The organism is Cupriavidus sp. (assembly GCF_057315035.1).
Genome location: NZ_DBHKYV010000001.1, coordinates 645,441 through 670,039, shown reverse-complemented (window position 1 = coordinate 670,039; position 24,599 = coordinate 645,441). Strand labels below are relative to the sequence as shown.

The following is a 24,599-nucleotide window of genomic DNA, read 5'->3' as shown; positions in this document are numbered from 1 at the left end:
AGCACTTCCTGAGCGACCGGTTGAATCCGCAACCCGTTCCGGTCCTTCTCGCGTGATGCACCCCTCCGTCTGCTTGGCAGCGATTGGCAACCCTCGCACACTGCGGCTCAATGGCGTTCACCCAACGCTGAGCGGGCGGTCGTCTTCAGATATGGAATCCGTCTACTGCCTGAATTTGGCTCGACAGGATCCGCCGTACGTTGCCGCCAGACTCCCATGTTTCGCGCTACATAATAGAATGTGTGTAACAAAGAATATGAGGGACAGATATGACAGCGACATCGAATCAGGTGAAGGCGGAATTTGCGCACGACTTGCAAGTGGGTTTAGCGCGAGCTAGTGTCCCTGAGTTCGCCCACCTCCCGCTGGTTGGGATGGCAGGCAAACTAGCCCTTAATATTCGGGGGTTGGGAGAGATCAAAGCGGAGGTTCTGAGGCCGGTTGCAGATCACTACTTCGATATTCCTGCGATGGCACTTCAGCCCGTCCTAGAAATCCTCGCTGAGATTGGTTATGTCCAGCTTGTCACGACTGGCAAGACTCTCAACTCGGTTATCCCCGATGTTCCCCACTTCTCTTCGGTCTACAGCGGCCTAGGTGAATACGTTGGGACGATTAGCCTCAACGAACACGAAGAAGTTGCCATTGCGGTTTTGAGTGAGCTCAAGAGCAAACCGGAAAAACGGGATGCTCTCATCGGGAGATTGGGGGCACCGACGCAAGTCTTTTCCCGCGTCGAACTCATCACCCAGACGGGGGGACTGGTGATTCCTAAGCGGGCGAGAGGACAGGATGTTTTAGTTAGCCCGTTCTACTTTGCGGATAGTTTGGACGCGCTTGCAAATCACGCTGCGGCAGGTGGCGCTAAAGGTGTTCAACGCGTCCTGGACCTCCTCAAGAAGGCTCAAGGTTGGCCGCTTTCCCTCATCATAGGTACCGGCGAGATCAACGGAACCAAGCTGACCAAGGCGGAGCTGCAATTACTCACGGAAATGGTTGCGGACGGCGTTCTGCGTCCGCCGAGTCTGCGGAACACCGCATCTAATACTGATGAGCACTTTGTGTTCACACCAAGACCTGGTGGCCGCGCGATGGACGGCGCTTCTCGCGAAATCTATGAACGAACCATGGCTATCGTCGCCGCAGTTCGTAAGGGCCAGCTTCTACCAAGCAAGTTTGCAATTCGTTCCCCGGTCAGACTGCTAGAAACCCTCCGCGACAATAAGAAGATTAAAGCGAGTACTGAAGCGGCGCTTCAGTACACCAACTTGGTTACTCTCCGAGTGGGACGTCTAGTGCCCACCGGTACTTCTGGTTGGTACCAATTTCATCTGATCGATACGCCCGAAAACATGCAGGCAGTCAACGATGCCATCACCATTTTCCAGAGAGGAGAGCCCTTGTCGGCAGGAGTGTCCGAAGACGCGCGCATTGCTCTTCAGCGCGACGAGTCATATGTGCAATCGATTCTCGCCTCGACAGCACTAAGACAGACGCCGCGACCTGCCCTGGATGAACAAGCCAAGGCCGAAATGGAACAACTCTTACTCGATCTCAAATGATCAAAGACTCAGCCCAAAAACAAAAGGCGGTTCGCTATTGCGTGGCACACGGGTACGTTCCTTACATGGAATGCCTAGTCAGATTTTCCGGAGACACATCTGACTCCATATCGGATATTACGGACGTAGACGTACTTGGCGTGCAACCTGCAGGCGAAGCTCCCGCACGTCGCCTCATTTTCGATTGCAAGACGCTGGCAAAGACCAGTGGGGTAAATCGAGCACTATGGGCAGCAGGACTACTGCACCTCGTTGCAGCTGACGAAGCGTTCGTCATTCTTGTCAAAGCTGCGCCGCAGGGCCATCGCCTCGCTGCAAGCAAAGTTGGCGTCCATTTGTTCTCGGAGAAGCTGTTCGACCAGTACGCTCAGGCTTCGTCAACCAATTATGTGAACCAGATAACCTACTTGGACAATTTATCTGCCTGGGATGCGCTGTGGAATATGCGCATCAAATTTCCGAGAGTCGCAATTTTGGTTGAGTACCTCACGAGCGAAGCGGCTTTTGAGCAGAACCCAGCAGCTGGCTTTCGAACATTGCTTTCGAGGCTGAAGCAAACGGAAGGCGAGTTTGACGTTTCTAAGCCCGAACACCGGATGTTGTATGGGATCGTTGTTAGCCAAGCCATCACATTCCTTGCGGGCATCGTTCGCGAGTTCAACACCCTGTTCGATCCCGAAATGAAACTGGAGGCTTTCCAGAAGTCATTGCGTAACTACATTTGGGGTGGCCGCGAAGGATATGAGCTTCGTAAGCGGCTGCAGGCGGCCCTACACGCAAACCGTCAAGAGGACGGCCAGGAGGTTCAACTGCCAGGCTGGGACTCATTCGTTGAGCTGATCCGCTCATTGCTAGATGCGCCACTTCTTGCGGGCAGCTCTGCACTACCCATCAAGGACTTGGCATTTCGTGAGATGGCCACACCTACTTTGCTGGCGGATGCTCGGATCAAGGATGAGCTGATGTCCAATCCGCGTGCGCGGCAGTTTGCTCTTTCAGCGAATCGATATATTGGCTCACTGTCTCGATTGCTACAGGATTGCTCGGAGCATCTTAAAGAGTGTCTAACGACTGCATCCGTGTAACACGCTGACGGACCAAAGGCTTGTCCTTGGAGCGGCCTGCTTTTGTACAGATGGCTGGAGACTGCCACTCGCCCCGAGCCTGCGGCGGGTGACTTCTGGGGCGGCTTCCAGCCGAATTAACCGAAAACACCCATGAAGCTTCAGGCCTATCGCCTACGGAACTACCGCAGGCTGCGTGACGTCGTCACTGACTTCGATGACAAGATTTCCATCTTCGTCGGCGCGATCAACCGATCAACAGCGGGAAGACATCGGCCGCTCAAGGCCTCTATTCAATGCTCCGCGGCGACGCTGGCCTTAAACTCAGCGCTGTGCCGACGTTGGCGTCGCACTGGTGCGTTCTCATCGATAGTGTTCACGCGTCGAACCAAGAATTGGATGCTCCTTGCTATCGGGCTTCCCTTCAAGTTGGGTTCACCCGGCGCTTCCCGAAGCTTATATATCTCGTGCATGCTCCAATGACGAACGACCGCAAGGCGCAGGCCCGCATGAAACTCTACGACGAGCTCCGGTCTGCGTGCCTCGAGCAACTGTCCGGCAAGCAGGCCAGCTCCGTCGCGTCCCAGCTAAGAAGCCTTTTTCTCTCTGACGCCGTCTTCCGGATGTTGAACGAGGCGAGGCGTATTGAGGAGGGGAGGGCTGTCAGTGGCGTAGCGTGGCGTCTGACGGCCGCAGGTCATGCAGTGTTACTCGCTACAGGAATCAGGAGGCTAGTGGATAAGGACAAGCGCGCGGGTTCACTTGCCGGAATCATTGCGCGTTTGCGCGGCGGCCAAGAGCTTCTAACGCGGCAGCACTATGTCGAAGTTGGCGGCGATCCGTATGACTACGAAGTGGAGAAGGAGAAGTATTTCCGCCATGTCATCGAGGCCAGCGTTGATAATGCGGACGCGGTTCACCGCGGCCACATCGATTGGGTTCACTCGCAATACAAGCATAAGCGATTCGACCAACTAAGCGACGGCGAAGGGCGCGATCCTGCGCAGTTAATCAGTCTGTCGGTGCTGGACAAGCTGTCCGCGGCGCTAACGTCCGATGCTATTCGCCGCGTGACGACGTACACGGATAAAGTGATTGCTCACGCTGAGCATCTCACCGATGCCATTGAGCTACCTACATATAACGACATCGACGAGTCGCTGAGAACGCTCTGCCAAGTTAGCAATTTCATCTCGACTGCGATCTTCTACGACAGCGATCGCTCTCAAGTAGTCGCAACGCCGCAGTACGACGTAACGCAGCACTTGGATGCACCGTTCGCACTCAGTAAGACGTTGCCTGACCTGCAACAGTTCTGGGCGGACTACTCCCGAGAGCGCGATGGGTGGAGCTGTGCGGAGAGTGGATACGATCAACAGTTTCTAGTGTCGCAGCCAGACGCGGACGACGAGCCGAAGGCTCACGCAGGGTCGTTCTGATCGATTTTCACCGGTGGTGATCGGTGGGGCAGAACACGTTGGACGAATGCAATGGCGCCGTCTTCAGTTGGGAACCGGCTGACGACATGTTTCGGAGCGCGCTTCGTTCTCGCGATCTGAAGCCGCTCCACCAAGCGCTGCAGGCCGTCGTCATCGCCGCTGATAATGTACCGATGCGCGTTGAGCGCGAGCACCTCGTTCATGTGGTCCACGCGCCGTGCGTCCGCGGTGCCGATGCCTTGCCGCCCTCCGTTGCCGCTTAGCAAGATCAGGCATGTCGCAGTGAGGGGGAAAAGGATCATGGCCTCGTCTGAGCCGAAGCCAACGCGGTCCTCACCGAAGCGGGATTCCAACACCACAGGCGAATCGGAGGTCATGAACCGCGACCGAGGGTCGGTTGGTCTGATAATCTGCAGATCTCTGTGTATCAGTGAGTCTACGACCGTCTTCCACAGGCGGAGGTTGTCCATCAGCGCAGATTGTGGGTCCACCTCGATGTCGTATTGGCCGCCGCGAACGAACTTCACGATCCCCTCTGCCTCCGCTAGCAGCTCTTCATGCGTCCGGCGCTCCCCCTTGTCACGATACATAGCGGCGAGAAGCTTCATGGTCCGTTCCACGGATTCCGTTGCGACTTGTGCCACAACATCGACGAAGCCGGCTTTTACTCGCTTGGCCTCGGTCATTGCGCCAGGTGTGCGTAACTCCGCGAAAGCGATGAAGCTGATCAAGAACTCGACATCGGTGGCCGTGTAGCCCTTTGCGGCTTCGAATCGAGGAATCGCATCTGCCAGCCCGGTTTCGACCTGGGAGAGCATCTCTTCAATCTCGTACCGTCGCCGCCCTTGGTCATCCTCGAAAGTGTAGATGTGCGTCTCTAGGCCAGTGTTCTCCACCGTCTGACGCCTGGTTTCGCCTGTATGACGATCAAACACGGCCACGCCTCCCTCTGTAGCGAAGCCCTTCTGATACATGCGTGGGAGGTAGTGCTGTCTCTTAGGCCCCTGCAATTTCGGTGTGCGGTCCAAATCTGTCTCCCGCATGCTGCACGACACATCAAATCGAGATTACTTGCATGCTCGATGGCTGCAGATGCGCATTCTAATCTTTTCAGGCCGCTCACCAGCGCCCCTTCCGCCGCCTCGAGCGCCGGCATGCCAGGCGACTGCTCAGTCGCATGCGATTGGTGCGTGAGCAGACAATGTGGCCCGATGTCTGCCCTCACTCTTCCTCACTTTGGTCGACCACGGCCGCAAGCGGGTCGTAGGGTGGTTTGGATACCGTTAGCACGCGACCAGTTGGTTCGTCCGAAGGAAATATGTGACTGGTCATACCTAAAATTTAAATTGTTGGCCTGAGAATTAAGCTCACGACGGATATGTCGCCGCCTGAATAAAAACTAAATGGCCTCTTTTGATTGACTAAAAATATGTTTTTAGTCAATGACTTAGGTTCGATATTTGCCTTGACTCGAAACTAAATGCTACCTACGCTGGCTTTAGTTCCAATTGCAGGCGTAGGTAGCAATGAGCCCGTTTTCCCATTATCTCTACGAATTGCGCATGCGCCGCGAAATCCGACAGTCGGAACTGGCGGATTTGCTCGGGTATGAGCAAAGCTACATCTCGGCATTAGAGATTGGTGTCAAAGGCCCACCAACGCCAGAGTTCATAGAGAGATTGATTGCCGCGCTCGGCATGAGCGAAGGAGAGCGGCAAGAACTTCGGAGTATTGCCGAAGCCTCTCAGCGAAAGCTAGCGTTGAACGGAGATTGCTCCCCGGACGTTTACTGGATGCTGAAGGAGCTGCGTGACCAGGTGAACGAACTACATCCGCTACAAATCAAGATGATTCGAGACGCTTTGGACCTGAGAGGGGTCTTTGCAGAGCCCGGCCCAAAGCTGAATCGGCGCATCAAACGCCGCAGCAAAGTGGAGGTGAGCATGTAAAAAGAAACGGGACAAACCTTTCGGCTTGCCCCGCTGGTGTAGGCATCTGACGATACCCACGGTTGGCCCCTTCAGTATCGTCATCCTTCCCACCAGCGTCAAGCCTCCCACTCAGCGCCTAAATGTAATCCGAGCGTACAAGACGCATACGCGTTGTTCGTACGTCCGTAGACAGGCGTATCAAGTGACGAATGCTGGGTCCGGAGCGACCCGGCAGGGAGACGCTCATGTCGGCAACACCCTGGCGAGGCTTGTGGCACGGGCAAAGGCCCGCTGGCGAGCCTCATATAAGAGCGAGAAGAATAGTCAGGCCCACTGGTGGCATAGTTCGCGGCAAGTTTCCGAGCCGCAAAAACGGTCGGATGGTCCATCACGAAGGGCTACTAGAACTCGACGCAATCTATCTGTTTGAAGCTTCGCCGCGGATCTCAGCGTATCGAGAGCAACCTAACACGCTACGCTATCCGGATGGACCGCGATTGCGACGCTATACGCCAGATTTCGAACTGACGCTAAGCAATGGGGACAGCGTACTCGTCGAAGTCAAAGCACTAAGCGGCCTGGCTGATGAGGCGGTGCGACACAAGCTCGATCGCGTGCGAATGCATCTGCAGCGATCGGACCAGTGCTTTCTGGTACTGGACGACAGTACATTGCGGATGGAGCCCCGTCAGGCAAATCTGCGCCAAATCTACCATCTTGCACCGCGTATTCGCCAACCGATTTCTGCATACAAGGCCGCGCTAGACCGGCACGCGTTCAGGTTTCCCTTGCCGATCTCTTCGGCCACCACTTTGTTTCTTGATCGCGGCGTGGAGCCTTACAGCATGCTACTCGCCGGCCTACTGCGCTGCGATCTAGACCAACCGATTCTCCCTGAAACTCCACTCCATATAACAAAGGAGGGAGATGATGCCTGGTTTCGTATTGCTCCGCGGCACGACTTTTAGTTGGGACAGCACGGTTTTCCGAATCGATCGCCTTCAACCCAACGGCGATTTGCTACTCGAACGGCTTGAGGATGGGCAATTCATGTCGATAACACGCCAACGCCTACTATCCGACTATGCCGAAGGACGGGTGTCGGTACGGCCGCAGGCCGCGAGCATATCGAGCGCGAACGCACCGCCCATCTACTCGCGGGCGCTAGACGAACTGCCAGCGCACGTTCAAACCGAACTGGCGCGACGTTGGCACTACGTACAGTCGTTGTTAGAGAGTGACGGCGTTGCGTTCACTCCGCAAGCTATGAAGCCATTCATTGCAGCTGTGGCAGATCGGATCGGAGATTCCACCCCCCCAAGCGTTACATCGCTGTATCGGTGGTATTCACGTTACAGGTGTCATCAGGACCGGCGCGTATTGATTCCTCGGTCCGATCGTCGCGGTAGCCGTAACCTTCGGCAAGATTCAGAAATCCTCAAGCTTGCTGCCGAAGCGATGCAGGAAGCAATAAACGCATCGCCTCGAGCGACGGTCCCGACAATCTATACCTATCTTATCAAGAAGATCGAGCAGGAGAATCGCACGAGGCTTCCCGCAGAACAGCTCAAACGCCCGGTGCTGCGTACCGTGTATCGAATGCTGGCGCGTGCCGACGTGTACGACCACGTCGCATTGCGAGAAGGCAAGAACGTGGCGGATCGAAAGCTGCGCCTAAACAAGGCCGGAGTGCAATGCAATCGCATCCTGGAGAGAGTGGAGATCGACCACACGCCTCTCGACCTGTTCCTCATTGATGAAAGGACGTGGCTACCACTGGGCCGTCCAACCCTTACCGTCGTTGTCGATCATTTCAGTCGCATGCTACTCGGCTACCATGTGAGCTTTGATAGCCCATCCGCCGCCGCAGTGATGGCTGCACTTCGCCATGCGATCCTCCCAAAGACCGCTGCTGTACCTGCACTAGCGAATATCACAATTACAAAAGAATGGCCATGCTACGGGCGCCCCGACGTCTTGGTCGTTGACAACGGGCTCGAGTTCCATGGGCGTGATCTGGAGAGCGTTTGCTTTGATCTCGACATCCGCATTCAGTACTGCCCCAAACATCAGCCGCGATTTAAGGGGGTAGTCGAGCGGTATCTTAAGACGATCAATTATTTCCTTGCTCATCAGCTCCCCGGTACGAGCTTCGCACGCATGCATCATCGCGGCGACTACGATCCGCTGAAGCATGCAGTTTTGACGGTGGCCGAATTCAAGCACATCTTCGAGAAGTGGGTGATCGACATTTACGCGCAGCAAAGGCATCGAGCGCTTGGTGTTACGCCGTGGCATAAATGGGAAGAAGGATTGCGACACCGGACGCCGGGTCTGCCTGCCGACTTCCAGGATCTTCAGCGACGCATAGGTTTGACCGAGGAGCGGTCACTACGCCGTGACGGGATATGGCTCCACGGCATCCGCTACTGCGACGATGAGCTACAGACCATACTGACCCGATACGGAGAGGGCGTCCGCGTCCGGGTTCTCTTCGACCCTGAAGACCTCGGCGTCATTCAAGTCTGGGGCCCACACCAGGAGTCGCCGATATCAGTGCTTGCCGCAGATCAGAACTACGCGAGAAACTTGACCTCACGTCAGAATGATCTAATTAGGGCGCAATTGCGCGAACAAGGTGAGACAACCGAAAACAAGGGCGCGCTGGAGCGGGCAAAATATGAGTTGGTCGCAGCAGTCCAGAAACTAATGCAGAGTCGGAAGCAAGGGCATCGAAGAAAGGCTGCAGCGATTCGAGGAATCAGCAGCTCGAATCCGCAATCTGATGTCCAGCTAGTTCCGGCAAGGCCGGTGGCTCCAGCGAGGTCAAGCGTTACAGCATCCGACGATGATCTACCAACAGCGCGCTATGCTTCGTTTAGCGTGAAGCGGTGAGGTACGGCGATGCAATCAATACACTCGGTCCTCGAACGCTTCAACGACGACCTTCTCCAGTTCCCTGCTTATGTGGCGGCGTTCAACGACATAGAGAGTCTTCTGCGTCTGTATCGGGAAGCCGGCATCGCCCAACATCTACTCGTACTGGGCGAGAGTGGCACTGGGAAAACTACGCTGTGCCAAGACTTCGCGACTCGCTATCCTCGCGTCGCCGTGGCCGAAAGAGACGTGGTTCCCGTGCTGCATGTCTCGATCCCTCCCGTGGCCACCATTGCAGCAGTCACCGAAGCGATGCTAGCGCGCCTCGGAGACCCATCACCCACCAGAGGAACCGTCTCAGCGAAGACAGCTCGCGCGGTCAAGCTGGCACGTGCTGTATCGGTGGAACTCCTGCTGATCGATGAGGCACAACATATTCGGGACCGTGGCCAGATGCCAACTCAGTACCTCGTCGGAGACTGGCTGAAGACTGTCATGGACGAAGTCGGTGTTCCGACCGTATTACTCGGCCTTCCGCGGGTAGCGAGCTTGCTCCAAGTCAACGAGCAAGTGCGACGGCGATTCTCCCGGCGCAGGTATCTACAGATGGGGCAACAGGGTGAAACAAGTGTCGAAGCTGAGTGTCTGCAACTCTTTCTATCACTTGGTGACAATTTTCCGATTCCGGTTTCATGTGGATCGATGGGGTGGAGTGAGATGGCGCAACGCATATATTTCGCGTGCGACGGGCGGGTTGCCTACATCAAGAAGCTGCTCGCTGGCGGCATTCGCTTAGCCCTTGAGCAAGAGCTACCAAATGTCGGGCCTGAAACTCTGGAGATAGCCTTCACGCAGGACGTTTGGTGGGAAGGTGTGGATCAGCTCAATCCATTCAACGAGCGGTTTGAGTTCCGACGACTGAATCGCGCCAACGAGCCATTTGAGCAAGTTCTGACTGTGCCGTACCGAGACCGAGTTCGAGTACGAAAGTGATACTCCTTGATAGCTTTCCGATCCGACCGTCTCATCAGTATGGGGAGAGTCTTGCTGGCTACGTCTATCGAGCCCACTCGCTCAATGGACATGCGATCCCCGCAGATACATCTACTCTGGTTGGCAATATATACGGGCAAGGGATCGCGGCACTTGACCCATGTACATGGGAGAAGATCGAGGCTTTGCTTGGTCGTCGTGCCCGCGTCAGCGCGTGCGATTGGTCAGCAGCGTGGAGGGGACTGTGGCGAACACACATTTCTAGCATTCGTGCGACGCGGTTGAAGTGGCCGCGCCTTGTACTTTGTCCAGCGTGTATTGCGGAAAAGGGGATTCACTTCGCTCTATGGGAGATGCCTCTGATAAGTGCATGTCCTTTCCATCGTTGCAGATTGGTCAATAGTTGCCGCCGGTGCGGCAGTAGATATGAATGGCCCTCCCTGCACCCAGATTGGCATTGTCACTGCGGAGCTGTAGTCACTGATGGTCGGATTGAGCCGGCCGGAATTATGGAAGACAAGCAAGCCTCCACGATCTGCCATGCGTCGGATCTCCCCATACCTCAACCAAAGGACAAAGGAGCTAAGCAAGCGAACGACGGGTCCCCGCTTCCCTATGCGACTGTGATCGAGTCGCTGTATGTCCTTCATGGGCTTCGGCGCCTGATTGTTGACTGTCTGATGCGTGGCATGCCACCGGCATTTGCTCACAGTGATCGACTGAAATCCAAGGCTCGTTCGGCACCTCATCGGTGGGAGTACGACCTCTTGGCCAGATGGCCGCGCAATCTGGAAGATGGTCTCATTCGCCTCGTGCGCAGGGCTTGTAGGAACGATGGTCGCCCCCTAATACTCATAGAAGATGATTCCGCAATTTGGCATGGAATCCAACACACGAGAGCTGCGACTTCTATATCGCTTGCTGATAGTACGGTAGAGCAAGTCGTCCTCCGCTTGATCGATTCGGTACGAGCGCCATTTCCAGCGCGTACTTTTGTAATGTTCAACCCCAAGCTGGGCGATTACCAGAGAGCGGGAAAAATCGAAGCTTTGCGCTTATGGTGGACGTCCCTCAGGCAGGGGTGTGCCACTAACGATCCCGCTGTTGTCTCGGAAATGACGGGGTATGTAACCGCCTACCCGGAAGGCCGGGAGGCACGAGCTATTGACCTGCTGAATGAGCTCTTCAGGATTGCCACTGATGGCATTGAGCCTCAAAAATGCCATTCTGCTTTTCAAGCGTGGATTGCGTCATGTCCCCAGTTTGAGGACTCCGATGAGGATGCCTTCTTGCGTCAGCTTTGGGGCACGCTCGTGATGACACCAAGCACTGTGCTGGACCGCATGATCGCTGCGGCTAACCAGATGCATGGTCAGTGACCGTGAGGCACTCAAGGGGTTTCCTGATTCGGCCGCGGCCATATGCTGGTGAGCTTGCCTTCGGCTATCTCGTAAGAGTTGCATCGGCCAACGGATACGAGAGTCCCAGGGAGCTTTGTCGAGTGATTCAAGCAAACAGAGCCTCGCTTCGGACATCTCTGAGCCTGCGGTCGTCGGAGCTTGCTCGTCTTCGCGGACCATTTCCTCGTTACTGCGAGGAACTTTCCGACGTGTTCGGATTGCGCCGGGATGACTTCAACCACTACTTCATGCGCTGGTGCCCGAAGTGCTTGTCCGAGGGGGATTACCTGCGAGGTGAATGGGGAGTAAAGCTCTGTTGCGTGTGTGCTCAGCACGAGGTGAAGTTGATGGATCACTGTCCGCAATGCACCGAGAGTCAGCCACTAGAGCGATGCTCAGTATCGACGTGCGCCTGCGGATACAGGCTAGAGCGCGCTTCACCAGAGCCTGTAGAACGTGCCCTTGTAGATCTCCACAAGATACTGGCGCAAGCCTTGACGTATAGACGCGGTGAGCCGGGCAGAATTACGCCGGCTATCTGGATACGCATGGTCATGTACTTGGGGCGATTTGACAAAGATCCGTTCGCGACTCGCCCTGGTCAGCAGAAGCGTCTACACGAATTGCATGTTTCCTTTGAACTTGCAAAGGGTGCATCCCGCATCCTAGAGAAATGGCCGACGAACTTCGAGCATCTGCTGGCCCGCATTCGAGGCGCGCGCCCTCTTGCAACCCACATCGACGACGCATTCGGACCACTCTATCGCGTCCTGTATCGAGATCTGCACGACAGCTCACTAGACTTCCTGCGGCAAGAGTTCGAGACATACCTGCATGAAAACTGGTTTGGACTCTTGGGACGACGCAATCGCAGACTTCAGCCTAGGACGATCGCAGCACATCTGCATAGACCACCAGAGGAGATTGCACAGGCAGCGTGTGCCAGCAAGGCGACCGTACGACGGCTGGCGTCCCTCGGCATAATTCGTGGACACGCTGTAACGCACGCCTCTGGACGAACGACAATGGCAGTGCATCGCGACGATGCGAAGGGCGTGAGTGCTTGCAAAGCCGATAGCCTGTCTTTACGCGAGGCTGCGCACTTGTTAGGGCTGAGGCGAGAACGAGTACGCGAGCTTATCGATGCGGGGCTTCTGCGCGCATGGATAGATCCGCGGCGAACAAGCGCGTCGGTATGGTGGTTGTCTAAGGAAGACGCATGCAAGTTGTTGTCCATCACAGAGTTGCCAATGGTCAGCGGCTTGTCCAAGGCGAATATGGCTTTGGCAACCATACTCCGGACATGGCGCTTGCGTACCGGAGAGTTCCCCGCAATAGTACGGGCGCTTCTTGCGGGCGACGTGACCATTGCCAGCACCACAACCGTTGGCCGGGGGATGGGGCGGGCGGGCATACCGACGGAATCCCTTCGCTCCTGGTTAGATGCGCATCGAGCTCAGACCAGTTCCTGGATGTCCGTGGACACGGCAGCGAAATGCTTGGGTGTCAAACAGCAGGTTGCGTATCAACTGGTTTACCGCGGACTACTGCTTGCAGAGGAAGACAACGGTGTCCGGCGTGTAAGCTGGGATGCGCTAAGGGCGTTTGGTCAGCGATACATATCTCTCGCAGAGCTGGCTATCTCTCAGGGGATGGCACCACGCAGGCTACTTGCTATCCTGTCGGCTCGGCCGGTATGTGGGCCTACGGTTGACGGCGCCCGACAGTATTTTTATCAGCGAGATGACGTCGCAAACAACCTAGCAGAGATCCATCTCAAAGTTGAAGGGGGGGCCTCTCATCAAAGTGCCTCGCGGTCACTGTGTGGGAACTAAATCTGGAGTCAGAAACCGATGGCCGACTGGAACATTACACAGCTGGAAAAAATGTCTCCTGAAGAGGAACGTCAGTTCTGGCGACGCTTCGAGGACCGTCTTCGTCGCGATGACGGAAAGGTTGCCAGAGAGCATCTTCGGGCTGGTAACCCAATCTACTATAGTGACGAGGAATTTCCTGGTTATGTGGTGCGCGAATGGCCGGACGGACGACGGGAATTGGTTACTGTAAGTGTTGCTGAGGGTATGAAAGTCGCCCGTCAATTGTAGATCGATCAATAAACGGTCGAGGTACGAGGGGCAGTTTCTCGGAACAAGACTGAATTCTCGATCATTGCGACCGGCACCTGGTTTTATCTCCACTGAAAGCTGTTGTTTCCGACCAAGAGCCATCATCAGCAAAGGCGGTGGAGCAAGCGCTGCTGAGCTGCAATTTGCTTTATGCTCCGGAGTCGTCCCGCTTATCTGCTTGCCATTCTTGCCGCTACCCCACCTTTCTGGGAAGGGTAATTGGTAGGTTATTTTGCTAAGATGAGCGACACAACTCTCACTATAGGCACTTTCCTTTGAAGACGCGGCACCCTCTGGCATCCAGACGAGCTGATGTCGGACTGGTTTGCAGTCCGTGGGAGCGTGTCCGGCCTTCAATGCGCGGATGTATTTTGCGTACATGGCGGCCGATCAGGCCAAGGGTGCCATTTGGACCCATTTCGGGGGTGAGCGGAAGCGCAGGGGGATAGCCATCGTGCCGCAGCGCCTACGGTTCTTGCTGGACACGAATGTCCTGATACCGCTTCAGGATTCTTACCAGGTGCTTGAAGGCAACCTGGCAAATTTCGTCCGTCTGGCTAGCATTGGTGGTCATCAGTTGATGTACCACCCTGCGAATGTCGCCGACTTCGAGCGAGATACCAACGAAGAGCGGCGGCAGCGGAACCTACAGCGAGTTCGACAGTACCCTGCGCTGCAGGAGCCTGCACCATGTGTCTGGAACACGTCCGATACTAGCCCAAACGATGCCTGTGACAATGAGCTTCTATACGCACTGCATTGTGACGCTGTCCACGCCCTAATTACTGAAGATCGGGGTATCCACACGAAGGCCCGTGCTCGCGGTCTCGCAAATCGTGTTTACACAATTCAGACCGCGGAAGACTGGCTAAAGCGTCTTCACGAGACACGGCAGATTCTTCTGCCCAACATTCAGGATGCCCCACTTCACAGTCTCACTCCGGAGCTTTCAACGTCGTTCTTTGACAGTCTTCGCAACGGATATCCGGCAACCCAAGGGCAAGCAGGCTTTGACGACTGGTTTCGCCGCAAAGCGCGAGAAGACCGACGAGCCTGGGTCTACCGAGACGACACCGGTACGCTGACTGCAATATGCATCTACCAGGTTCAAACTGACGAAGTCTTGAACGATGCCGGCGATATCTTGAATGGCCCTGCGCTAAAGCTCTGCACCTTCAAGGTTGGCGAGTCAGTGCGCGGGCGAAAGATCGGCGAGCTGTTCCTAAAAGCAGCCTTCCGGTACGCGACGGAAAACGCCTGCGAACATATCTTTATCACCGCAAGGCCTGAGAGCCAAGACTACCTCATTCGCGTCCTGATGGACTTTGGATTCGAGGAGCGGGGTGTCTATCGTGGAGATACGGTACTGGTGAAGTCGCACCCGGTGGAACGGCCGCCGGTGGAGGACGTGTCAGCGGCCGAGTACATCCGTCGATATTTCCCGCATTATCGAACCGATGCGGCAGTGCAGAAATTCCTAGTACCGATTCAACCGCACTTTCATGAGGTCCTGTTCCCCGACTACTCACCACTACAACCCAGGTTGTTTGTGCCAACAGGTAACGTTGGCAATGCCATCAAGCTCGCATACCTATGTCACGCCCAGACAAATTCAATCGTCCCCGGGGATATATTGCTGTTCTATCGAACAGATGACGAGAAGGCAGTAACGTCGCTGGGTGTGGTCGAGCAATTTGAGGTATCCAGCGATGGTGCGCAAATCGCCAGCGTAGTCAGTCGCCGTACTGTGTATAGCATTGGCGAGATTGACGACTTGGCCCAGAAGCCAACCAAGGTGATCCTCTTTCGACTAGTCGGTCACTTGCCAGCGGTAGTTCCGTATGGCCGGCTCCTGCTGGATGGGGTCGTGACGGGCCCCATTCAATCTATACGTAAGGTTTCCGATGTCGCTTTTTCAAGAGTCCTTTCCGCGTCCGGGCGGTAGAGCTGTCTTGCTTTCTATCAAGCCGAAGTATGCGGACCTCATTCTTTCCGGGACCAAGCGCGTTGAGTTTCGTCGTTCTTGGGCTGCGGAGGATGTGAGTATGATCGTCCTCTATGCGAGTTCACCGGTCCAGAGGATCGTCGGATTTGTTGAGGTGGAAGATGTTGTCATTGCTCCTCCTTCGAGGCTGTGGAAGACGTGCGCCGAAATGGGCGGAGGGCTGACGCGGCAGGAGCTTCGAGCGTACTTTGACGGAAAATCCCAAGGCGTCGCGGTCTTGCTAGGACGAGTTATTAGTGCAGTAAAGCACCTAAACCCCACCGAAGTGATCAGTAATTTTGTGCCTCCCCAATCTTTCAGGTACTTGAATGCGAAGGAGTTCATGAAGTTGGAGCACAAGGTTACTGGACAGAAGGGGTAGGGCATGTCGTTGTTCGTGGCGGGAATTCATGCAGTCGGTAAGACCTTTGGTCTTAAACCTGTGTGTGAGAGCCTTGGCCTGCGCCATGCAACTGCAAGCCAACTCATCAAGGAACAGCAAGGCGTAGGGAATTGGACGATGTCACGAGAGGTTGGCGCTATCGATGCCAACCAACGTGCCTTGGTTGCTTCAGTGCAGCGACTCCAGCAAGGCGGGCAGACGATCGTCCTGGATGGTCATTTCGTGCTGCGACGGGCCGTGGGTGTCCACGAGAAGATTGGGGTCGATACGTTTTCCCAGCTTGCCATTCAGGGAGTGATTCTCCTTGAAGAGGCGACAGAAACCATTGCTGAGCGGCTAATGCGCCGTGGCGACGATACTTGGGACCGAGCGGAGATCAAGGTTTTCGCCAAATTGGAATCAGAGCATGCAGAGTTTGTTTGTAGCGAGCTGGCTATACCACTCGTAAGACTAAGCGCGCCCACCGAGGCTGCATTACGAGAGACAGTTCTCGGGCTTCTAGGTTGACGAGAGTCTGAGCCGGTTGACGCAAGTAGCATCGCCAAGCCAGTTGCCGGACCGGTGCCTCTGGTATGCCAGAGATGAGCTAAATTGCATCCGCTGTCGCATCTTCTGCGCGGACTAATCAACCTTCATCTTGTCGGGTACATGCACGGTGAAGTCGCACTGCAGTGATGCTCCATTGTTTTTGGGCCACTTATGCTGGCAGCGCTAGCTATGTCGCCGATCGGAATGCACTTAAAACGTATTTTGTCGGAATGTGGAAGACAGGAGACGACGGCCGATAGGAAGCTCGCCACTCGAAGAGCAGCGTTCCGACTCCACATGTAGAGGACAGAGCAGATCGGCATCTGGACGGGCTCCTCTCTACTTTCTGCGTCTCCACGCTAACGGCGTAAAAGAGGGGTGAATGAACCTGAGAATCACTTTTGCGCAATTACTGATCTAACGAAACAGTCTGGACAATCAGTTCAAACTCGGCAAGCAAGTCAGGTTGTCTCAGCCGAAGGAAGTTCGCGACGGGCTGGTTCTCCAGTAGCTTTGCCAGGTAACCTTTGGCTAGGACGAGATTCAGGATATCTTGCCCATATGTTTGCTCGACGAGACGGTACTGACCCTGAAGGTTGGTCATTTCCCTCTCCATCTTGGCCATTTGCTCCTGACTAATGCCTAAGAGTTTGCTGGGCTTCTTCCCATCGATGAGTAGTTCGACTGGTGTGGCAACGAGCAACGCCTCTGCATAGGCGACGGTGAGGTTGTTGGCGGATACCATCAACTCAAGGCATTCCACTTGCCTCGTGGGTTTCATCTTGCGAATCACCCGGCCTAGTTCTGGCGAGAACTGCTGATCCCTAAGTAGCTCAGTCGCCTCTGGGCATATTCCATTCAGCAGGTTGATCTTCTTCTGAATGTGCGTGATGTCAACGCTGAACGCTCGCGCCAAGCGTTCGGGGGATACACCACGTTCAATTGCCCTCCTCAACATGAAGTGCTCTTGGATTGTGGAAAGTCGGTTGATTCGATTGTTGTATGTGTACGCTTCGTCGTCGGTCGCAATCAGACAGGACGCTTCGACGAAGCCCAGGTCGCGTAGGGCGATAAGCCGTATGTGACCGTCGAGCAGGACATGCTGCCCGGATTGTTCGTTCGCGGACGTTACTGTCAATGGCTCGATGAGGCCGATCTCCTCAATGGAGGACTTGATCTGTTTGAACTTTCTAGAGGTACCCAGTCCTTCAGGTATCCGACGGGACGGAAGAATGCAGGCTACCGGCAGGCAGCGAGGCTCCGGAATGAAGCCGAGTGTGATGCCGCTCATTTTGAGTACCCTCCTGCCAGAACGCGTTCCGACAAATACCTGGGAAGCGTTGCAAGGTCCTCCGCTCGAAGGAGATTGACGAAGTTTTCGTCAGCGAATAGTTGACGCAGAGCGCCTACGACGAACAGTAATCTTTGTTGTGCGAACTCCGCCTTTCGTACCATAGCTCGCTGGCGCTCCACTTCGTTTTGATACGTTCTTACCAGGCTCGATGTGGAAACATCGGTCCCCGATCCTCGAGGCATACGGCGAGCCGCTGTACGGCCGAGAGTTTGCCGACGCTCAATGACACGACGGGCGTCCATCAACTGTTTCCCTCGCAGCTTGCCTGTCTCATATGCGTCTTGAAGGGCGGCCTGGATGGCCTTGTCGTCGTCGCCGGCACCAACAATGGCCATTGCAGCGCTGAGAGGGATCGTTCCTTTTTCAACGGCCACAAGAAGTCGTTCTTCTCCCTGTCGCAATAGCGTGAGAATGCCATGAACGTAGGAATGTCTGAGCCCTGTCTTCTCTGCAATTACCTTTGGGGCATACCCTTGTTCATGCAGTTGCCGGATTCCTGCGAGTAGCTCCAATGACCGACACTGCCGTCTTGCGATGTTTTCTGCCAGACTCATGATGAAAGCATCTTCGTCGCTTACATTGACGACCAGAGCCGGTATCATCGTTTCGCCAAGAGAGCGAAAGGCTTTCAATCTGCCTTCACCACAAACCAGCATGTACCTTTCGCCGCCGTCCGCGGCTGGTCGCGGAGTTACGGTAATGGGCTTCTTCAGCCCGATGGTTTTAATGTTGGTGACAATCTCTTCAAAGACTTTTCCGTTTCGCTCTCGGGTATTGAGAACCTAAACACGGTCAATCGGTACCATGCGTACTTCACCAGGAATGGGGCGCTCGATCATGCTGCCCTCCGAAGCTTCGCGCGGGCAGCCATTCCATAAAGATAGTCGAGAGTATCGAATCGATAGCTCTCAAGTTCTGCAGGATTCCTTTCCGCGAGATTGATGCGTTGCCTGGAGAAGTCCAAGTGGGGTAGGAGGTAGTAGTCCAACGGTGCGACGTTTTGCTGGTCGAGTCGAACGGCAACCGTCACATCGGGCAGTAGACTGGTATCGAATCGAACTTTCCATCGATTACGTCCGCTCAATGACGTTTGGCAGCGGGCTAGGACAATTGAGACTGAAAACTCCCCATTGATGGCGAGTATGTCGGTTGCGAGATCCCGCTCGACGAATCCACCAAGATCAGCGATTCGATGCTCTGTATCCTCGACAATGTCCGGATGCAGCTTCCTTAGGAAGCGATTTGCCTCAATGTAGCGATAGTCACGAGCTGGGGTGAAGCCAACGACTTGATAAGCGCGAATTAGGCTTCCGAACCGGTAGGTGTAGACGGACGACGATGGCATGCCTTCGGTCTCATCGATGATCAAGCCAGACAGGATCCCTCGGCTCTTGTACAGTGCGCGCAGACGCTCAATAAGCTCATCTTCGGAGTAGCGACGGGCCCTCGCTCGCATGATTCCCTGGGCAGTGTAGAAGACGTCTGCAGGCACGATCGGCTCGAACGCGTGCTCCTTCCTGATCCACATGTCAGGCGTGTTTACAACGCGAGCCTTTTTTAGCTTGTAGGAAACGCGGTTATAGACGTTGTTTCCGATGTACTTCTCGTTCGTCAGTACCTCCCTTATGGTCGATCGGCTCCAAGGCCGACTGAAGTCGGTTTCGATCCCCATGCTATTTAAGCGGGCAGCGATTTCATATTCGTTGAGTGCTTCATTGATGAACCAGGTGTAGATGAGATTGATGGTGCGAGTCTCGCTGTCCGGCCCTGGCATCAAAATGACTCGGTCTGTTTGGAGGCTCTTGTGTTCGCCTCTGTCTAGAACCCCCTTCATCACACCATGTTGATCTACAAGTACTCGACGAAGGCCAAAACCTGCGGGACCGCCTTGACGAAATCCGAGCTCAATTAGACGACACTGGCCGGCGAATACCTTGGACGACAGCTCTCGGCTGTACTCGCCGGCCATCGCGCGTTTCACACCTTTGACAATGGTGGATACTGGCGATCCATCGTTTTCGAACTGCTCGGCGCAATATGCGACCTGGAGGCCTGCACGGCGGCAGATGTATTCGTAATAGGCGCTTTCGTCGGCGTCCTGGAATCGACCCCAACGACTTACGTCGTACACCAAAATTACTTGGAAATCTGCGGATCCGGTCTCGACATCGTGGATCAGTTCTTGGAGCGCTCTCCGTCCATCAATGCGCAGCCCACTTTTGCCTTCGTCAGCATAAGTCCTAACGATGGATAGCCCCCGACTCGCGGCGTATTCCCGGATCTTGGCGCGCTGGTTTTCTGTTGAGTACTGCTGATGCTCCGTAGACATGCGAACGTACTCTGCCGCACGAACGGTGGATTCAGGTGCCGCGTCAGCTTGTATGGCGTACGACTGCATGATGGCGATTCGCTGCTCTCGCATGCTCACGAGGATCAGGCCAGGCGATCAACGGGCATACGAACTAGTTTTAGCAAATCGCCGGGGCCGGGTTACACGTCTTCTCTTTGCAAGCAACGATCCGAAGCTGGGACGCACTGTAGGGCAACGATTCGGACCAGCCAGACGTCCATCTTGCGACGACGATGCATGAAGGCCGGCGCAATCATGTAGACGTCCTTGAGTGAGGGTGGCGACGGTTCGCAGGCGTCCATCTTTGCAAGACGCTTCGCGGATGTGCGCTGAGTCTGCTGGGTGCGATTGCGAGCGCTATAGTCGGGGTGTTGTTGTCGGTACAACTTCCAGTAGTCCGGATGACGTTGTACCCAAGCTTCCTGAGCGCGAGCTTGGTTCTCTCTGTAGTCGGGATCTGTCGCCCGGCGCGTCCGCTGCCATTCGGCGCGTCGACGTCGCTGGCATTCCGGCGATGAGCAATATAGCTGGGCTGGTGACTGTGGGCGCACGTCAAAGAGTCGGCCGCAATTCGAGCACTTTCGGATCTTCACGATGCCCCCTCACGGATCACGCGACGCGCCGCGTGCTCTGGTTGTAGACATCAAGTTGATGCCGCCCGATACGCTTCTAGGCAGAAGTGTAGAAAACGATACCTATATCGGATAGTTTTTCGGATTCTTGCTCGAAATTGGACCGCCTCGCCTTTTTTCGCTTGCTGGAAGAGTACGTAGGAAGGGTCCTAATTCAGCCCCCGGCGAGATGGGGCCCTTTTGATGATCATCGGTTCGTCACGAATCGACAGGCAATCGAAACCTGGTGACAGTTAAAGTAGCCGTCGGCCGGACGGGTCAATAGGCCAATTTGGACCGGAAAAATATGTTTTCACTATCTGTGACACAAATCGCGGATTTTTTCACTAACCGTGACACATCCACTCGCTGAGTCTGTCAACAGAAGTGAAAATCCACTTTTGAGTCAACGGTACGTTTTTCGCTTTCTTTGTCACCCGACAAGGTGGGTTGAAACTCCACCAGTGTGCGAAGAGTAGGTTCATCGCACCCGCCGCTGGCCTGATAAAAAGCCCTGCATGTCTGATCGATGTGCGGGGCTTTTTTCCTAAGGGCAGCCGACGTACATAATATGTGTTTCTAGACGACGCCTGCAGCACGACGCCCGGGCGCTTGGGATGTACACCATGATGTCCGATTCATTCGAGCGCATGCAAGTCACTGAGTGGCTTGGTGCACACACAGTATCCAAAGCGCTTTCTTACGTAAGCGCCGTGAGGGATCTAGAATGGATTGATGGTGAGTTCCTGACGGCCCTCGTACAAGGTTCCCGCGCACATCCGTATCGTGTGCGAATAGAGTTGCTCGCAGGAAGGAAAGGTAGTTGGGTCGAAGGCAGTTGCACATGCCCGGTCGGCTACAACTGCAAGCATGTGGCAGCGGTGCTGATGGCCGGTCTGGCGCCGGAACCGGATCTGGATCTGGAAATGGATCTGGAACCGTGCTCCGGCAATGTCGTTCGCTCCGAACTGGTAACCTGGCTCGAAGGATTCCGCGCGCGGCGCGGCAAGTCCAAAAAGAAGACTGCCAGCACGACTCATGCGCTGGCTTACGTGCTGGCGCCCATGTTTCGCGACTGTGTGGTCCAGATCTACAAGTCGCGCATCGATTCGGATGGCCATATCAAGGCATTCGAGAAGCCTTGGCATAACGTGGAGACGGCGCTGGGCGAGCCGCCGAAATTCGTTGCGGAAGAGGATTTGCCGATCCTGCGCGGCTTGTGTCTGGGTGCCTCTCAATTCGACTATTCGATCGGCTTTTTCGTGCGTGGCGCGACCGGCGCGGCCATCCTCGAGATGCTGATCGCCACGGGCCGGGCGTTTGTCGGGGTCACAGCTGATCTCGAACAAAGGGACATCCCGGTGAAGGCGATTCGCGGTGCCGCACGCCGTGCCGAGCTATGCTGGGAAGTCGGCAGCGACAAGAACTTGCGGCCGGCTTTGCACATCGATCCGCCCGCTGAGTTGCTGTTCACATCGACGCTGCCATGCTGGTATGCGGATCCGGAGTCGGGTGAGGCCGGTGTTCTGGATATGCCGTGGGCTGGAGAACAGATTGCAGACTTGCTTACAATGCCGCCAGTTGCGCCACACGAGGTGGATCTTGTCGGCAGCGTACTCAGTGACGTGGCTCCCGATGTTCCCGCTCCACCATCGTTCAACTCAGCCGCAGTACGAGAGATCGACGTCGCGCCAGTGCCAGTCCTGACGCTCGACATGTTGCCGAACTGGGCCGACACAAAAATCGACTTCGCGGCGCTCAATTTTGACTACGCAGGGCATGCTTTCGCGCCCGCTGCGCCTGACACGATCATCCGGACCTCCACTGGCGATGTCATCAAGGTCAAACGTGATTTCGAAGCGGAACGGAAATACCTGGCGGAACTGACGAAGAGTGGCTTCGTCAGCATCTCACGTCAGGAAGCTTCAAACAGGGCCAGGTCGTTTCCGGACGGTGTCCTGAGGCCCGACCACCGCCATAACTGGCCCGATTTCCTGAAGCGCGTAGTACCCAGGCTCAAGGCGGGAGGGTGGCAAGTCGTACAGGAAAGCGCATTTCGGTACAGCATCGTGGAAGTCGACGAGATCGATGGCAGCTTGCGTCAGGCCGGTGATGGGTGGTTCGACGTGGAGATGGGCATTCAGGTCAACGGCAAGACGATGCGCCTGGAGCCCTTGCTGGCTGAGTTGTTTACACGCGAGGCGCGTTGGTTGGCGGGCAAGATGGATGCCGTGCCCGACGATGAGCCGGTCTGGCTGACAATCGATCGCAAAGCGTGGTTCAGCTTGCGCGCCGACCGGATCAAGCCCGTAGTGGGCGCATTGATCGGTCTGTTCGATGCGCGCAACGCGCATATCCGCATTCCGCCATTGGACCTTGCGCGCATCCACGCGCTCGACCAGACCGGTCGCTGGGAGTTTCACGGGGACGCCTCGATCCGCACCCTTGCGCAACGCCTGATGACCGGCGCTGGCATGGCAGAGGTTGCCATGCCGGTCGGACTGCATGCGGAGCTGCGTCCCTATCAGAAGCAGGGCGTGGCATGGATGCAATACCTGCGCGAACACGAACTGTCGGGCGTGCTGGCCGATGATATGGGGCTAGGCAAGACCATCCAGACGCTGACCCATCTTCTTAAGGAAAAGGAGGCAGGCAGGCTCGACCGTCCCGCATTGATCGTCGTGCCAACCACGCTGGTGGCAAACTGGTGTGACGAAGCCCGGCGCTTCGCTCCGGGACTTCGCGTGCTGGCCTTGCACGGATCCCAGCGTCAGGAGCGCTTCGACGAGATCGCCGGACATGATTTGGTCCTGACCACCTATGCGCTGTTGTGGCGTGACGAAGCGGCATTCAGCCAGCATGACTACCATCTGCTGATTCTCGATGAGGCGCAGTACGTCAAGAATGCGTCGACCAAGGCGGCGCAGACCATCCGCAAGCTGAATACGCGGCATCGGCTCTGTCTCACAGGGACTCCGCTCGAGAACCATCTTGGTGAACTGTGGACGCTGTTCGACTTCCTGCTGCCGGGATTCCTCGGCACGCGCCAGGACTTCACGCAGCGCTGGCGCGCACCGATCGAAAAAATGGGAGATACCTCGCGGAGCGACCTGCTGGCGCGGCGTATCCGGCCATTCATGCTGCGGCGGACCAAGGACGAGGTGGCCACGGAGTTGCCGCCGAAGACAACCATTGTGCGGACCGTGGAACTCGACGGCATTCAGCGTGACCTGTACGAAACCGTGCGCACGGCGATGCAGAAGAAGGTTCGTGACGTGGTAGCTGAAAAAGGCCTCGCGCGTAGCCATATCATCGTTCTCGAGGCATTGCTCAAGCTGCGTCAGGCGTGTTGCGATCCTCGGCTGCCCAAACCTGGTTGCATTTCAGATCACCGGAAGTCGGCCAAGCTGGCTTTGCTGATGGAGATGCTGCCCGAGATGATCGACGAAGGGCGCCGTGTCCTCTTGTTTTCTCAGTTCACCAGCATGCTGGCGATCATCGGTGAAGCGCTCACGTCTGTTGGAATTCCCTATGTACGTCTCACGGGGGACACCAAGGATCGCGCCACGCCGGTTCAGCAATTCTCGGACGGTGAGGTTCCTGTATTCCTGATCAGCCTGAAGGCAGGGGGTGTCGGCCTGAACCTGACGGCTGCCGATGTCGTGATTCATTACGACCCATGGTGGAATCCGGCGGCCGAGCGGCAAGCTACTGACCGGGCGCACCGCATCGGGCAGGACAAGCCGGTCTTCGTCTACAAGTTGATTGCGAGCGGCAGCATCGAGGAGAAGATCATCGCCATGCAGGAAAACAAGGCAGCACTGGCTGAAGCGATTCTCTCCGAGGATTCCCCGGGCGCCGTCAAGTTCTCCGCCGAGGACGTCGAGGCACTCCTGGAGCCAATACCCGTGGTGCCTGCGGCGAGATCATCTGGAGGTCGGCGAAAGAGCTGAGTCGACGGTCGACGGGTGGCGTGT

General features: G+C 55.9%; 17 protein-coding genes and 2 pseudogenes. 15 read left to right on the top strand and 4 right to left on the bottom strand.

The features are described from left to right. Positions 1 to 269: 269 nt before the first annotated feature. The 3 genes from ACO550_RS03155 (at position 270) to ACO550_RS03145 (ending at position 4,065) form a co-directional block, all read left to right on the top strand. Complete coding sequence (locus ACO550_RS03155; RefSeq protein WP_315594755.1) at positions 270 to 1,562, top strand: hypothetical protein; 1,293 nt, start codon at positions 270 to 272, stop codon at positions 1,560 to 1,562. Next, a complete protein-coding gene (locus ACO550_RS03150) occupies positions 1,559 to 2,647 on the top strand; it encodes a hypothetical protein (RefSeq protein WP_315594756.1) in 1,089 nt (362 codons plus the stop codon). The genes ACO550_RS03155 and ACO550_RS03150 overlap by 4 nt, the downstream gene beginning before the upstream one ends. Positions 2,648 to 3,105: 458 nt before the next feature. Beyond that, positions 3,106 to 4,065 (top strand): AbiU2 domain-containing protein, encoded by a 960-nt coding sequence (locus ACO550_RS03145; RefSeq protein WP_315594757.1) that lies wholly within the window; start codon positions 3,106 to 3,108, stop codon positions 4,063 to 4,065. Here the strand turns inward: ACO550_RS03145 and ACO550_RS03140 are convergent. Further along, positions 4,047 to 5,108, bottom strand: a complete 1,062-nt coding sequence (locus tag ACO550_RS03140; RefSeq protein WP_315594758.1) for a DUF4238 domain-containing protein — start codon at positions 5,106 to 5,108, stop codon at positions 4,047 to 4,049. The two genes, ACO550_RS03145 and ACO550_RS03140, sit on opposite strands and share 19 nt — an antisense overlap. 483 nt (positions 5,109 to 5,591) lie before the next feature. On the opposite strand from ACO550_RS03140, the gene ACO550_RS03135 reads away from it, so the two are divergent. From ACO550_RS03135 to ACO550_RS03085, 11 genes and pseudogenes are all read left to right on the top strand, one after another. Beyond that, on the top strand, positions 5,592 to 6,014 hold the full coding sequence (locus ACO550_RS03135) for a helix-turn-helix domain-containing protein (protein WP_315594759.1): 423 nt from the start codon (positions 5,592 to 5,594) through the stop codon (positions 6,012 to 6,014). 362 nt (positions 6,015 to 6,376) lie between these two features. Beyond that, the gene (locus ACO550_RS03130; RefSeq protein ID WP_315594760.1) at positions 6,377 to 6,964 is read left to right on the top strand and encodes a TnsA endonuclease N-terminal domain-containing protein; all 588 of its coding nucleotides are present in this window, start codon (positions 6,377 to 6,379) and stop codon (positions 6,962 to 6,964) included. After that, on the top strand, positions 6,924 to 8,891 hold the full coding sequence (locus tag ACO550_RS03125; protein WP_315594761.1) for a Mu transposase C-terminal domain-containing protein: 1,968 nt from the start codon (positions 6,924 to 6,926) through the stop codon (positions 8,889 to 8,891). The genes ACO550_RS03130 and ACO550_RS03125 overlap by 41 nt, the downstream gene beginning before the upstream one ends. A 9-nt stretch (positions 8,892 to 8,900) precedes the next feature. Beyond that, positions 8,901 to 9,866: a TniB family NTP-binding protein gene (locus tag ACO550_RS03120; RefSeq protein ID WP_315594762.1), complete on the top strand. Its 966-nt coding sequence runs from the start codon at positions 8,901 to 8,903 to the stop codon at positions 9,864 to 9,866. Next, positions 9,863 to 10,249 (top strand): annotated as a pseudogene (locus tag ACO550_RS03115) (TniQ family protein); the annotation flags it as partial. The gene ACO550_RS03120 and the pseudogene ACO550_RS03115, both read left to right, overlap by 4 nt. Before the next feature lie 615 nt (positions 10,250 to 10,864). After that, entirely contained in the window at positions 10,865 to 11,245 is a 381-nt protein-coding gene (locus tag ACO550_RS03110) for a hypothetical protein (RefSeq protein ID WP_315594763.1), read from the top strand. Next, the gene (locus tag ACO550_RS03105) at positions 11,242 to 13,101 is read left to right on the top strand and encodes a TniQ family protein (RefSeq protein ID WP_485994122.1); all 1,860 of its coding nucleotides are present in this window, start codon (positions 11,242 to 11,244) and stop codon (positions 13,099 to 13,101) included. Before ACO550_RS03110 ends, ACO550_RS03105 begins: the two co-directional genes overlap by 4 nt. Before the next feature lie 18 nt (positions 13,102 to 13,119). Continuing rightward, entirely contained in the window at positions 13,120 to 13,371 is a 252-nt protein-coding gene (locus tag ACO550_RS03100) for a hypothetical protein (protein WP_315594764.1), read from the top strand. Positions 13,372 to 13,771: 400 nt separating this feature from the next. Beyond that, the gene (locus ACO550_RS03095) at positions 13,772 to 15,337 is read left to right on the top strand and encodes a GNAT family N-acetyltransferase (protein WP_315594765.1); all 1,566 of its coding nucleotides are present in this window, start codon (positions 13,772 to 13,774) and stop codon (positions 15,335 to 15,337) included. After that, a complete protein-coding gene (locus ACO550_RS03090; protein ID WP_315594766.1) occupies positions 15,297 to 15,758 on the top strand; it encodes an ASCH domain-containing protein in 462 nt (153 codons plus the stop codon). Before ACO550_RS03095 ends, ACO550_RS03090 begins: the two co-directional genes overlap by 41 nt. 3 nt (positions 15,759 to 15,761) lie before the next feature. Continuing rightward, complete coding sequence (locus ACO550_RS03085) at positions 15,762 to 16,286, top strand: AAA family ATPase (RefSeq protein ID WP_315594767.1); 525 nt, start codon at positions 15,762 to 15,764, stop codon at positions 16,284 to 16,286. Between the two features lie 430 nt (positions 16,287 to 16,716). Here the strand turns inward: ACO550_RS03085 and ACO550_RS03080 are convergent, their stop codons facing one another. The 3 genes and pseudogenes from ACO550_RS03080 to ACO550_RS03070 form a co-directional block, all read right to left on the bottom strand. Next, positions 16,717 to 17,598 carry a plasmid partitioning protein RepB C-terminal domain-containing protein gene (locus ACO550_RS03080; RefSeq protein WP_315594768.1) on the bottom strand — a complete coding sequence of 294 codons (882 nt, stop codon included), beginning with the start codon at positions 17,596 to 17,598 and terminating at the stop codon, positions 16,717 to 16,719. Next, a pseudogene (locus ACO550_RS03075) lies at positions 17,595 to 18,500 on the bottom strand (ParB/RepB/Spo0J family partition protein). Before ACO550_RS03075 ends, ACO550_RS03080 begins: the two are co-directional and overlap by 4 nt. Next, positions 18,497 to 20,059 (bottom strand): recombinase family protein, encoded by a 1,563-nt coding sequence (locus tag ACO550_RS03070; protein ID WP_315594769.1) that lies wholly within the window; start codon positions 20,057 to 20,059, stop codon positions 18,497 to 18,499. Before ACO550_RS03070 ends, ACO550_RS03075 begins: the two are co-directional and overlap by 4 nt. Before the next feature lie 1,192 nt (positions 20,060 to 21,251). Here ACO550_RS03070 and ACO550_RS03065 point away from each other — a divergent pair. Beyond that, positions 21,252 to 24,575, top strand: a complete 3,324-nt coding sequence (locus ACO550_RS03065; protein WP_485994175.1) for a DEAD/DEAH box helicase — start codon at positions 21,252 to 21,254, stop codon at positions 24,573 to 24,575. Positions 24,576 to 24,599 lie beyond the last annotated feature (24 nt).

What these genes read in the sequence shown, in the direction of transcription:
- ACO550_RS03155 (WP_315594755.1), top strand. Translation starts at nt 270, where the DNA reads ATGACAGCGACATCGAATCAGGTGAAGGCGGAATTTGCGCACGACTTG.
- ACO550_RS03150 (WP_315594756.1), top strand. Translation starts at nt 1,559, where the DNA reads ATGATCAAAGACTCAGCCCAAAAACAAAAGGCGGTTCGCTATTGCGTG.
- ACO550_RS03145 (WP_315594757.1), top strand. Translation starts at nt 3,106, where the DNA reads ATGACGAACGACCGCAAGGCGCAGGCCCGCATGAAACTCTACGACGAG.
- ACO550_RS03140 (WP_315594758.1), bottom strand. Translation starts at nt 5,108, where the DNA reads ATGCGGGAGACAGATTTGGACCGCACACCGAAATTGCAGGGGCCTAAG.
- ACO550_RS03135 (WP_315594759.1), top strand. Translation starts at nt 5,592, where the DNA reads ATGAGCCCGTTTTCCCATTATCTCTACGAATTGCGCATGCGCCGCGAA.
- ACO550_RS03130 (WP_315594760.1), top strand. Translation starts at nt 6,377, where the DNA reads ATGGTCCATCACGAAGGGCTACTAGAACTCGACGCAATCTATCTGTTT.
- ACO550_RS03125 (WP_315594761.1), top strand. Translation starts at nt 6,924, where the DNA reads ATGATGCCTGGTTTCGTATTGCTCCGCGGCACGACTTTTAGTTGGGAC.
- ACO550_RS03120 (WP_315594762.1), top strand. Translation starts at nt 8,901, where the DNA reads ATGCAATCAATACACTCGGTCCTCGAACGCTTCAACGACGACCTTCTC.
- ACO550_RS03110 (WP_315594763.1), top strand. Translation starts at nt 10,865, where the DNA reads ATGTTCAACCCCAAGCTGGGCGATTACCAGAGAGCGGGAAAAATCGAA.
- ACO550_RS03100 (WP_315594764.1), top strand. Translation starts at nt 13,120, where the DNA reads ATGGCCGACTGGAACATTACACAGCTGGAAAAAATGTCTCCTGAAGAG.
- ACO550_RS03095 (WP_315594765.1), top strand. Translation starts at nt 13,772, where the DNA reads ATGGCGGCCGATCAGGCCAAGGGTGCCATTTGGACCCATTTCGGGGGT.
- ACO550_RS03090 (WP_315594766.1), top strand. Translation starts at nt 15,297, where the DNA reads ATGTCGCTTTTTCAAGAGTCCTTTCCGCGTCCGGGCGGTAGAGCTGTC.
- ACO550_RS03085 (WP_315594767.1), top strand. Translation starts at nt 15,762, where the DNA reads ATGTCGTTGTTCGTGGCGGGAATTCATGCAGTCGGTAAGACCTTTGGT.
- ACO550_RS03080 (WP_315594768.1), bottom strand. Translation starts at nt 17,598, where the DNA reads ATGAGCGGCATCACACTCGGCTTCATTCCGGAGCCTCGCTGCCTGCCG.
- ACO550_RS03070 (WP_315594769.1), bottom strand. Translation starts at nt 20,059, where the DNA reads ATGCAGTCGTACGCCATACAAGCTGACGCGGCACCTGAATCCACCGTT.
- ACO550_RS03065 (WP_485994175.1), top strand. Translation starts at nt 21,252, where the DNA reads ATGTCCGATTCATTCGAGCGCATGCAAGTCACTGAGTGGCTTGGTGCA.